At 49.1% G+C, this 11,623-nt stretch carries 10 protein-coding genes; all 10 read right to left on the bottom strand.

Annotated elements, in window-relative coordinates:
- Nucleotides 1–50 precede the first annotated feature (50 nt).
- On the bottom strand, nt 51–467 hold the full coding sequence (locus ABIC22_RS06395; RefSeq protein ID WP_354479466.1) for a sensory rhodopsin transducer: 417 nt from the start codon (nt 465–467) through the stop codon (nt 51–53).
- A 176-nt stretch (nt 468–643) separates the two neighbouring features.
- Entirely contained in the window at nt 644–1,810 is a 1,167-nt protein-coding gene (locus tag ABIC22_RS06400) for a rhamnogalacturonan acetylesterase (protein WP_354485877.1), read from the bottom strand.
- Between the two features lie 119 nt (nt 1,811–1,929).
- Nucleotides 1,930–2,769, bottom strand: a complete 840-nt coding sequence (locus ABIC22_RS06405) for a carbohydrate ABC transporter permease (protein ID WP_127540712.1) — start codon at nt 2,767–2,769, stop codon at nt 1,930–1,932.
- 2 nt (nt 2,770–2,771) lie between these two features.
- Complete coding sequence (locus tag ABIC22_RS06410) at nt 2,772–3,674, bottom strand: carbohydrate ABC transporter permease (RefSeq protein ID WP_260503776.1); 903 nt, start codon at nt 3,672–3,674, stop codon at nt 2,772–2,774.
- Nucleotides 3,675–3,811: 137 nt separating this feature from the next.
- On the bottom strand, nt 3,812–5,095 hold the full coding sequence (locus ABIC22_RS06415) for an ABC transporter substrate-binding protein (RefSeq protein WP_127540714.1): 1,284 nt from the start codon (nt 5,093–5,095) through the stop codon (nt 3,812–3,814).
- Between the two features lie 222 nt (nt 5,096–5,317).
- The gene (locus ABIC22_RS06420) at nt 5,318–6,871 is read right to left on the bottom strand and encodes a response regulator transcription factor (protein ID WP_354479470.1); all 1,554 of its coding nucleotides are present in this window, start codon (nt 6,869–6,871) and stop codon (nt 5,318–5,320) included.
- Nucleotides 6,846–8,633, bottom strand: a complete 1,788-nt coding sequence (locus ABIC22_RS06425) for a sensor histidine kinase (protein ID WP_127540716.1) — start codon at nt 8,631–8,633, stop codon at nt 6,846–6,848. The genes ABIC22_RS06420 and ABIC22_RS06425 overlap by 26 nt, the downstream gene beginning before the upstream one ends.
- 208 nt (nt 8,634–8,841) lie before the next feature.
- The gene (locus tag ABIC22_RS06430; RefSeq protein WP_354479473.1) at nt 8,842–10,164 is read right to left on the bottom strand and encodes a stalk domain-containing protein; all 1,323 of its coding nucleotides are present in this window, start codon (nt 10,162–10,164) and stop codon (nt 8,842–8,844) included.
- Between the two features lie 221 nt (nt 10,165–10,385).
- The gene (locus ABIC22_RS06435) at nt 10,386–10,652 is read right to left on the bottom strand and encodes a hypothetical protein (RefSeq protein WP_154896860.1); all 267 of its coding nucleotides are present in this window, start codon (nt 10,650–10,652) and stop codon (nt 10,386–10,388) included.
- A 24-nt stretch (nt 10,653–10,676) separates the two neighbouring features.
- On the bottom strand, nt 10,677–11,540 hold the full coding sequence (locus ABIC22_RS06440; protein ID WP_483312530.1) for an inositol monophosphatase family protein: 864 nt from the start codon (nt 11,538–11,540) through the stop codon (nt 10,677–10,679).
- Between the last annotated feature and the right edge of the window lie 83 nt (nt 11,541–11,623).

Genomic DNA, 11,623 nt, shown 5'->3' on the forward strand with positions numbered 1-11,623 from the left:
CCAGCCACCTGCAGCATTTGCAAGGTGGCTCGTCGTCTTGGCATGAAAATTTAAGTCAGTGGAAAAGCCATGACACTCATCAGTGCCAGTTCAGGCTGGGTGGTATCCAGCCGACTATACTGGATGATGACGGGAACATTGCTGGCGACGGTGATGGCATACGGGACACCCGCAGGAATAGACTGATCTCCAGCATGAAGTGCTGCCGTCCGGATATGACTGGTTCTTCTTCCCGGCACGCTCGCTTCAATATTCTCGAGCGGCTCTCTGTCTTCGAAGAAGATCGTTATATCGAGTTTCGCATCCTCCAGACCGGTATTCAGAACACAGATGCTCTCATGACTCTCCAGGGAGCCCCGACTATCTGGTGGTATGTAACCGTCTGGAATAACCCAATAGGTGTGGCCTGTCGGCACTGCTGCCTCACGCTTTGCCAAACGGGCTGCTTCAGTATGCTCTCTTGTCATACGTGATCCTCCTCTATGAATTATGATGTTTAACTGCCTAGAGCTGCGCAGCTGACACTTAACAGATATATCGTCGCTCAAACGCTGAATGCTCCGGCATCCTTCCCATCTTCTCTTCCAGGCAGAGATAACTGTTTAAACGCAGACGCTTCGGTGCAGAGTCTCTTACTCTCAGGCTACCTCAAATACATTTGCAGCGGCTGCAGCCTTAGCTCACGGATAGCTTCCGCTACCTGTGCGGCAAGGCGCTGTCCGCCGCGTTCCTGAAAGTGTGTGTTATCCTCCACACCAGCCGGGAAGCTCAAATATTCACCCGGAAGCACCCACATGAAATATTCCTTGGTGCCTTCAATTCCCGCCTGCTCAAACAAAATACGGCTCCGTTCAGCAAGGTCGATCAGCGGAACATCTTCCTCTTGTGCCAGCTCCCGCACGGCAATAATATAATCGCCATGCGTGTCGGTCAGCGTACCATCGTCGGCGAAATAGCGCCGATGCACTGGCGTCACCAGCACCGGGTGGGCACCGGCTCCGCGGGCTGCATCGATATACTTTTTCAAATATTCCTTATAGGTTGTGAATGGATCCGTTCCCCGCTCCGGGTCCGGTTTCTCATCATTATGTCCGAATTGAATGAACAAGAAGTCCTCCGGCTTGATATGCTTCATTATCGCACCCAATCGGCCTTCATGGATGAAGCTGCGCGAGCTTCGTCCCGACTGTGCGTGATTATCAACGGCAACATCGTGCTTGAATTGGGCTGGCAGCAGCTGTCCCCAGCCACAGTATGGGTACCCGCTCTCCGGCTGATCCGTTACCGTGGAATCTCCTGCCAAGAATACGGTCATCGTCTGATTGGCAAGTGTAATCTCCAAGGCGTTGACCCGCGGGGCCGGACCGGAGAAGGACAGACGCAGCCTTCCGCCTCTGACCACAACTGAAAATCTGATTTCGGCACATTGTCCCGGCAGAGTACGAATCGTTGGCAGCATCAATCTGCCTTCACCAGCCTTAACGCTGGTGACCGTCTCAGCGAGCTCATCTCCGGCAATGAGAAGCACCTGATAAGTTCCGTCCGGCACATCAACGATAAACGATGCCTTGAGTGGAATACAGAAGCTTGAACGCAATCGGGCAGACACATTGGCCTGCCCCGAGTACTTCTGATTTTGCTGTACACGATCCCGATCTTCTGTCTCACCAAACCGCTGTCTTTCATAAACACGGGAATCCGGCTCAAATCCGTAACCGATCGAATCACTGTAGGTACTATTGGCTGACACTTTCCGGTACCCTTCAACCCCCTCACCCGGGCCGAAGTCGAATTTCCAATGCGTAATAATCTCTTTCTTGTGGACCGCTGCCTCCGTGGCAACGGCTTGACTACCCAGAGCCTTATCCAATAGGAACAACCTCCCTGTTCAGCATTTTGGATGAAGTGTTAATCCAGTGAAAGAAGTTATTATCCTTTCAGTCCGCTTGTGCTCATGCCCTGTACAATTTGTTTCTGGAAAATGAAGAATACAGCTACAACCGGAATGAGACTGACGATGGACATGGCGAACATGGCTCCCCAGTTGGAGGCAGACTCGCTATCCAGGAACATTTTGAGCGCCATTGATACCGTATATTTATCCGGTGAGTTCAGATACAGTACCGGCCCCAGAAGATCCTCCCATCTCCAGTAGAAGGAGAAGATTGCGGCAGTCGCGAGCGAGGACTTAATCAGCGGCATGATAATCTGAATGTACAATCTGAATTTGTTACATCCATCAATGGTTGCTGCTTCATCCAGCTCTTTTGGAATCGTACGAATGAACTGTACCATCAGGAAAATGAAGAACGGCATTCCGAAGAATGTAGGTACCACAATCGGTAGAATCGTATTCAACCAGCCCAGCTTCGTAAAGATAATGTATTGCGGAACCAACACCACGTCATGTGGCAGCATCAGAGTCAACATCATCAGGGAGAACCAGAAGCTGCGGCCCCTGAAGTTCAATCTGGCAAAACCGAAGGCGATAAGCGACGAGGATAATACTGCACCGATGGTGGAAATGACCACGATAACAAGTGAATTGGTGATGTAGTCCATAAACGGTCTTCCCCCCGCGCCTTTCCAGCCATCGACATAGTTGCTCCAGATCCATTCGGTAGGGAAAAGGGACTCCGCAGTAACGAAGATGGTGCGGCTCTCCTTGAATGAACTGAATAACATCCAAAGTACCGGATACAGCATCAGGAGGGCTAAAGCCGCAACGAACAGGTGATAAATCGGCCACTTTACATTTTTCCAAACCATCGTTACTTCCCTCCTTCAGATTCATAGAACACCCAGAACTTGGATGTCAGGAACACGGCTACAGTGAGGATACCGATCATGATAAGCATAATCCAGGCCATTGCTGAAGCATAACCCATATTGTTAAACATAAAGGCCTGACGGAACAGATACAGCGAGTAGAGCATTGTACCGTCCATTGGACCACCCTCTCCTTTGGAGATGATGTATGCAGGCACAAAGGTCATGAAGGCACCGATGGTTTGCATGATCAGGTTGAACAGGATGATTGGACTAAGCAGCGGCAAGGTGATGCTAAAGAACTTACGTATCGGGTTTGCTCCATCCACCCCTGCTGCCTCATACATCTCGGGGGAGATATTTTTGAGGCCTGCCAGAAAGATCAACATGGAGGAACCGAACTGCCAGACGGACAGCGAGATCAGCATGACCAGGGACGCATCCGGATCACCGAACCAGCTGATTGGCCCGATTCCGATAGCCGTCAATGCACTGTTGATAACCCCTTCATTACTGAAAAGGTTACGCCACATGATCGACACCGCCACACTACCACCAATAATGGATGGGAGATAATACAACGTACGGTACGTTCCGACCATACGGGAACCGGTATTCAGGATCATGGCAACGAAGAGTGCGAAGACCAGTCTCAGCGGAACACCAATGAAGACATACAGGAATGTTACCTTAACCGAGTTCCAATACTTCGGGTCTTCAAAAAACATTTTGGTGTAGTTGTCCATCCCAATCCACCGGGGAGAAGTGAACAGGTTATAACTTGTGAACGACATGTATAAGGACACAAACATCGGGATCAGCGTAAAGCCCAGAAAGCCGATAATAAACGGACTAATAAATGCGTACCCGGTCAGGTTTCTGCGCAACGACGAATACTGCCTCAACGGAATGAACCTCCTTTATTGATCTGCCTGCTTCCGACAAACGGGGATGCACAATTGGACGGGGAAAGGCCCCCGCGGTTAGCGAGCAGCCCCAGTCCCGTCATCCCGGGTGGGATGAGCAAGCAATCATTCAACTGTTATTTATTGTTGGCCAGAACCGCTTCGGCGTTTTTACGGAATGTCTCCGCAGCCTGTTCCGGTGTAATTCTGCCAAAATTCAATTCCTCAACAGCATCTGCCAGAGACGCAATGACTTCAGGTGAACCCACTGGTGGTGGCGGGCTCATTGGTGATGCTTTTGGCTCCATGGCTGCTACAAAGTCAAATACCTGTTTCGTTGGCTCACTCAGTTCAGGTGCAATGGCATCCTTGATTGCGCCGGAGATCGGCACACCGCGCTCACCCTTGATCAGCTTGTTGGCTTCCACGTCATTCACCCAGAAATCAATGAACTTGGCCGCTTCTTCCTTCACTTTCGAGTTCGAAGTGACTGCCCAGTACATACTTGGCTGCATGTAGAGACCCTTCTCCATATCCGGTCCAGGCATAGGAGCAAATTCCAGTGGACGGTTAGCAACTTGCTGTACGGCTACGAACTGGTTGGACCATTGCCAGATTCCGATCCCTTTGCCTTTGACCAGATCGGATTCCTCAATAATCCCCTTCGTCTGGTTAGCGATATCCGGTGATGGTGCCGCTCCTTGTTCGATCATGCGACGCATCAAACCGAAAAACTCGACAAACAGTTTATCATCGTCATATCCAAGTCCCGTACCTTCAGCATTGTAAAGTGACAGGCCTTTGGTCCGCAGGAAATAGTGGAAGAAAATATCCGGAGCTACCCCGCCATCCAAGTACAATCCTTTTTCTGCGGCTTGTTTACCCAGCGCTTCGTAAGACTCCCAAGTCAGATTTTCCGGGAATGTATCTACTCCTGCCTTTTTGAGCAGTGCCGGGTCATAATGAAAGCCCAGTACGTTAACCCCGGCAGGTACACCGTACTGCTTGCCGTTGATTACGCCAGTACTGATGACGTTTTCGGAAACATCATCCACCTTGATCTGATTGCCAAGGTAAGGAGCCAGATCTTCCAGCTGACCATTTTGTGCATATTGGCTGATGTAGGAAATATCCATCTGAACAATGTCTGGCAGCTGGTTCGCTGCGGCTTGTGGAGCGAGCTTTTTCCAGTAGTCATCAAACGAGGCATACTCGACGTCAATTTTGACGTTCGGATTTTTCTCTTTGTACAAGTCAATGACCTTCTGCGTGTATTCGTGACGTGTATCCGAGCCCCACCACGCGATACGCAGCGTCACCGAGCCATCCGCGGATGTTCCTCCCGATCCTCCATCTGAGCTGCACGCCGCCGTAAATACCAGCAGCATAGCCATCATCAGGAATATTGCCTTTTTCACCATGCCAATCTCCCCTTTTTGTGTGGATATGGTTATGTGAACGGGTTATCCTCGCCTTTCTGATAACGCTTTCACAAACTTGATATTGTCATTTTCGCAAATGTACGACCAGAGTTGAATACACAAATCCGTCTTGTTGGTTCAAAAAACAGAGGAGGACAACATTCACCCTTCACGGTGTTGTTTGTCCCCCTCATACAACGTCCAAGGAGCTGCAATTCATTGTTATATGCCGGATCTTCTGTATTCGGTTGGTGTCATGCCGGTCCACTTTTTGAACACCTGACTGAAATATTGCGAATTACCTCCGAAGCCGAACAGTTCCGCAAGCTCGAATACCTTTACATCCCCGCCTCGGCGAATGTGCTCACATGCACGCTCAATGCGCAGACGATTCACATAGTTGGAGAAGTTTTCTCCTGTTACTTTTTTGAAAATTTTCCCCAGGTAATCCGGATTCATATACAGCATTTGATGGGCAACACCATTCAGTGAAAGATCAGCCTCACCGTAGTGTTTATCTACAATATCCATCATCTTCTCCACGGCGGAAGACTGACGGCTTATATGATTTTTATAATAACCAGAGGTCAGATTGGCTGTGCTGTTGGCGATAAAAGACTTCAGTCCGGACAAAGTATCCATGTGAGGAAGCTCTGCCATCCGCTGCGTAAACTCCGTGGCCTCTTCAGGTGGACAGACATGAATCATGGCCGAATAGAGCTGAACAACATAAGATCGGGTGACCTCAATATCAAGCTGCTGCCCGGCTAAGCGCTCAAACAGGCGATCAACTTCGGCACTGGCTTCCTCGCTATTACCCGACTTAATCAGTTGGCACAATTGTTCGGCATCCTGCTCGGCATGAACGCCTTCACATTCCCCGGCAATAGCTACATCATTCTTCGTGATCAACTTACCTTCTCCGATGAAAAAGCGATGGTTCAGACATTGCAGCGCCTCACGATACAGACGCCGTGACTGGACCATGTGGTCCGCTTCGCTAAGTGCAGCCGTCACTTGTAACTTATAGAGCCTGGTAAAAGCCGCTCTCACTTCCTCAATTCTCTCCCTTAAGTCAGCGTAATCAGCTGAATCTTCAAGCAGAATCAGCAGCTTGCCTTCAATGGTTGTGCTTAATAAGACATACGGCAGCAGATCGCTGGCAATGTTCTTGATGGCAAACAAATGACTGTAGTCATGTTCGTCCGAGATATGGAACAATAACAAGCGAACTTGACTTGCTTCAAGTTTCAGATCGAAGAGTTCCTGATAATATTCCAGATCGACCGGACCATATGTCCGATTGGTCATGAATTCGAGCAAAAATTGTTCTTTTACATGAGGAAGTACCCTCTGCAGCCGCTGCTTCATCTCCCCAGCCACATGCTCTTTTACCTGTGCATCCTGATGCTCTTGAAGCAGTTCCGACAGGGCATCATGTATCTGATTTTCATTGCAGGGCTTCAGCAAGTAATGCTTCACGCCATATTGCATGGCCCGGCGGGCATATTCAAACTCTTTGTACCCGGACAGCATGATAAACCGAAGCCCAGGGTAGGCTTCAGAAGCCTTTTCTATAAGTCCTAGTCCATCCAAACCCGGCATGGATATATCGGTGATAATAATATCAGGTCTGGAATGCCCGATTTTGTCCAATGCCTCAATCCCATTCCTGGCGGTGTCCACCAATTCAGTACCGGCTGCCGCCCAATCCACCACTTGGGAGATCCCCTCCAAAATCACACGTTCGTCATCTACGAGCATCACTTTGTACATCGTCATCGTCCTCTCTGATCCAAGGTATTCTGATCGATACTACGGTCCCGGCACCGGGATTGCTGCTCATGACCATACTGCCCTCCTCACCGAAGGTCAGTCTGATCCGTTCCTGGATGTTGGATAAACCTATGCCTTGCCCTCTTGTCTGAATGCGCCCTTCCTGCAATTGCTCCAAAAACTCCGGGGTCATGCCCGGTCCGTCATCCTCTACTTCGATGATAATCTTGTCATCTTCTGCTCTAGCTCGAATCCGAATTTTGCACGGGTGTATACTTGGTTCAAGCGCATAGTGAATGGCATTCTCCACCAAAGGCTGTAACGTTAGCTTCGGAAGACGTGCACTCCCCACCTCAGGAGCAATATCCATATCAAAATCAAGCCTTTCCTCAAATCGTGTGCGCTGAATGGTCACATAACTGCGGACGATATCCAGCTCCCTTTCCAGCGTGATCCACTTCTCGGACATATTCACTGAACTGCGCAGCAGGAAGCCGAGGGCCTCGACCATTTCGGAAATTTGCCGCTGCTTCTGCACTTTGGCCAGCCAGTTAATGGACTCCAGCGTGTTATAGAGAAAATGCGGATTGATTTGTGCTTGAAGCGCTTTCAACTCTGTCTCCCGAATGACCAGCTGCTTCGCATAATTCTCGTCAATCAGTTCCCTGATGCGCTGCAGCATCATTTTGAATGTACGATGGAGCAGCCCAACTTCATTTTGGGAAGATACCGGAACATTGCCCAGAGCAGCCTCCTCCAGTTTATCCAGATCACCCTTTTCAATGTTGCGCATCTTCTTAATCAACTGGGCGATCGGCTGTGTAATGCTTCGAGACAGCTTAGCTCCAAATACAAGTGCCACCAGCAAAATCATAAAGAAAATGACAGTAACCAACTGTTTGACAAACTGTATTTGCTTAAACATCTGGTCAAACGGCGTCATATAAAGGTACACCCAATCCGTATAGGATGAATGCGCACGGGCGACGAAGTTCCTTCCCTGTTCAAACATCGCAATCCCGTAAGGCTGGGTACGCTTCAATTCGGATTCCAACTCGGAATCGGTCACTGACGATTGGGTGGGATAGATGACTTCACGCCCATCGGTAATCAACAGCTGTGAGTCCTCTGCGGGATGCTGCATCTGGTCCTGAACAATACGATCCAGCCGTACACGGATAATCAGTGTTCCCAGCTTCTCCAATGTGAAGGCTCCACCAGTGAAGGACTTGACCTGCCGCACGGATATGAGCCTCGCTTGCTGGTCTCCGCTTGTATACCATGCATTGGATCCTGAATATTGCTGTCCGAGTGCAATCAGTTCTGTCTGCATGGACTCCGATATTCCCTCACGGTTTCCCGCAGCCATAACGTTATGATCATTATCGATAAATATCATGGAATAGATGTACTTCTCTGATCCAGCATATGCGACAAGTCGGTTGGTTATCTTTTTGAGCAGCCCGTTTTTCTCGTATCCGGATTCTGCCTTATCCAACTGCAGAAGATACTGCTGGAGCGCCTCGTCCGACATGACCTTGAAGGAAAGATTGGCGATTTCGCGCAGCTGATTCTCGATGCCCACGGAAGACATATTCAGTACCTGGGACGACTTCTCATAGATTTGGCGATCATAGATTCTGAATACGTATCCTAGGACAGAAACATAAAACGTGAAACTGATCAGCATCAAAAATCCGATGAGAAGAATGGTTTTGTGATGGATCGGCAGCGATGTGAAAGCGTTTTTAATTTTTCTCATCCAAAGCGCTCCTTTGGCCCCGCGAAGGGTGCAGGCAGGTGTGAGAGTCTCGTTCTACTGTAAGTTATTTTCATATTTACACATCCATGGGCAGATGACAAGTCATATTTATGCAACATATAGCGTCCTATTCAAAGGCACTGAGAAAAGAAGCCGGATTGATCGTCAGATCAAACCGGCTTCTCGAATAAAATAACTTCACATTGGTTTACGGATTAACAAATACCGTCTTCAACTTCGCAACATATTGCACATCAAAGCCAAGACCTTCAGCTACCATGGCCAGTGGCACATACGTTTTGGACTCCTTGCCCACCTTGTTCAGGAACGCAGGTGTATCTACGGCAACAGATGCGCCATTCACCTGAACCGCACTTGCACCAATCTTCACAGCTACCTTACGGTCTCCGTATGTAATGGTTGCCGTGGAGGTTTTATTGTCCCAAACCGTGGTAGCCCCTACAGCGTTCACGATATCCTGAATTGCCACAAAATTTTTCCCATTGCGAATGATGGGTTTATACGGCGTGTTCAACGTTTTGCCGCTAACGATGATGTTCATCGGTTCACCTGCTGCAGGCGCGGTCAGTTTTGTATAATCGCCCCAGATCGTTTCTGCAAAGACCTTGGCGATCGCTTCGTATCCAAACTGATTCGGGTGAAAATCACGATCCTTGATCATATGTGTCATGGTTCCCTCACCGCCAACAAACTCCTTGGCTACATGTGCCACTTTTACATCCATCCCCTGTGCGGTGAATTGGGATGCAATGCCGTCAATTGTTGCCGTAAAACCTTTGGATGCTTCCATGAGCTTGGCATATAATGCTTTACCCGCTACTTCAGGCATAGGCTGGTACTGGTCGGCAATGACAATTTTAGCGTCGGGATTAATGACATGAATTGTATTGATTACCTCGCTAACATTCGCGGTATACGCTGCCAGCAGCGCCTTCACCTTAGCTTCCAATTCCGAGTCACTAAGGGTACCGGCTGTACCCAGCAGTTCGGATACATCATTGCCTCCAATGGTAATCGCGATGAGATTGGCTCCTGCTACGCTTTCGCGGATTGCAGCTATGTTGGCTCCCATCTGCCCCGCTCTTGGATCTGGCAAACTCGGCTGAATGGCTTCAGATGTCAATGTTTTGCCTTCATTTATTGCAGAGATAAAGTTCTTCAATCCAATGCTCTTCAAGCCGGCTATACCATAGTTATCCACCTGAATACGACCATGGAGCAGCCCTTGCTCCTGCAAGCGCTCTACATAACCATAAGGCAGGCCCTTAGCATTCGGCTCGTATCCTACCGTAATAGAATCTCCCAAAGTGACGATTCTGAACTCCTTCGTTACAGCTGCAGCATCCTTCTTCACATTGGCGGCCGCGGTTGTTGTGCCGGCAGGTGATGTGCTGGTGCTTGTATCCGCTGCATGTGCCGGTAATGCCGTTGATGCAAGCAGCATCATTCCAGCCAGCATGCATGCTGTCAATGCAGCCGACGTGTTATTCCATGTACGTGTACGCTTCATTCGTGGGAACACTCCTTTTTCTCACATCTATAAGATAATAACTTGAACTTTATTACACAGATTCTTCTCCGGTGGCAGAAGTTCACCCTATTTCTATTCTAGCATTAAAAAGTAGAGATGTCGTATGAACATCAGCCTGCTCACAAAACAACAGACTCCCCTCTGTGGGAAGTCTGTTAAACCTATAGTCATGACTTGTGTTCACTTGTTACAACGATGGTTTAGTGGTCTTTCTTTTCCGTTTCTGCGGAGTTATTTTTCTCGGCAGAACGTTCCAGATAACGATCATAGCGATCGTCCACTTCACGAGCTATACTTCGGTACATCAACGTTTCCTGGACAATCGGGTCCGTTTCCGTCTGAATGCGCACCTCATATTTGGGAGGAATCAGCTGGCGTTCACGCTTGTCCGCGTCGCCGGACTCTTCCATCTCCCCTTCAGTCAGCATTTCACTCAAACGTCGTTCCAGTTCCTTGGATTCATCCATCGTTCATCGCTCCTTCAATTAAGTTCACTCCAGGCCGGTTGCTTTGGCTTGCTTGAGTACATCTGTCAGTGCATCATGAATCTTGCCGTTCGTGGCAACCACATGACTGACCGACAACTGATAAGGCGTACCGATCGTATCGGTGACCTTGCCGCCGGATTCCTCAACGAGTAGTGCTCCTGCCGCAATATCCCACGGTTTCAGTCCGACTTCGGTGTATGCACTGAGGCGGCCCGCAGCAACATAAGCCAAATGCAGGGCTGCCGATCCACCTGCACGCAGGCTGCGTACTTGTGGTGCAAGCGCCTGTACAGCAGCCATATTGATTGGGAGGGCATAACTGGTATCTGCCGGGAAGCCAACTGCGACCAGGCTCTGGCCCAGGCTCTGTTCATTGGATACAGCCATTCGGTTGCCGTGGACGTATGCACCTTTTCCTTTTTCAGCTACAAACAGTTCATCTCTGGAAGGATCGTAAATGACCCCTACAATGACCTCACCATGATGAGCCAAGGCGATAGACACTGAATAAAACGGAAATCCATGGACAAAATTCGTTGTTCCGTCCACTGGATCCACGATCCAAAGGAATTCTTCTTCCTGAGCCTCTTTCAGTGCTTTGGCTGAAGCTTCCGGTCCCGGTTCAACACCCTCTTCACCGAGAATGGCATGGTCGGGAAAGTGGGTAAGAATCAGGCGGCGGATCATCTGCTCCGCTCCTTTGTCCACTTCGGTCACAAGATCCTGCGGCGAATATTTGGTTCCAGGCTCGCCTATGGTTCCGAGACGGCTCTTGATCCATTCACCCGCTTTGGAAGCTGCATTAATGGCAACAGCAGTATAGCTTTTGCTCGTCACGACATAAGGTGTTTTTTCCTTCTCATTCAAAGCGTTCACTCTACTTTCTATATCAATCTACGAAAAGTTAAAATACTTGTTAAAAGTATACGCCTCACTGGTTGTAAAGTTTC

Source organism: Paenibacillus sp. PvP094, from assembly GCF_040546835.1.
Lineage (GTDB): Bacteria > Bacillota > Bacilli > Paenibacillales > Paenibacillaceae > Paenibacillus > Paenibacillus illinoisensis.

Excerpts from the sequence above, each read along its gene's own strand:
- ABIC22_RS06395 (WP_354479466.1), bottom strand. The coding sequence starts at position 467 with ATGACAAGAGAGCATACTGAAGCAGCCCGTTTGGCAAAGCGTGAGGCA.
- ABIC22_RS06405 (WP_127540712.1), bottom strand. The coding sequence starts at position 2,769 with ATGGTTTGGAAAAATGTAAAGTGGCCGATTTATCACCTGTTCGTTGCG.
- ABIC22_RS06415 (WP_127540714.1), bottom strand. The coding sequence starts at position 5,095 with ATGGTGAAAAAGGCAATATTCCTGATGATGGCTATGCTGCTGGTATTT.
- ABIC22_RS06420 (WP_354479470.1), bottom strand. The coding sequence starts at position 6,871 with ATGTACAAAGTGATGCTCGTAGATGACGAACGTGTGATTTTGGAGGGG.
- ABIC22_RS06425 (WP_127540716.1), bottom strand. The coding sequence starts at position 8,633 with ATGAGAAAAATTAAAAACGCTTTCACATCGCTGCCGATCCATCACAAA.
- ABIC22_RS06430 (WP_354479473.1), bottom strand. The coding sequence starts at position 10,164 with ATGAAGCGTACACGTACATGGAATAACACGTCGGCTGCATTGACAGCA.
- ABIC22_RS06435 (WP_154896860.1), bottom strand. The coding sequence starts at position 10,652 with ATGGATGAATCCAAGGAACTGGAACGACGTTTGAGTGAAATGCTGACT.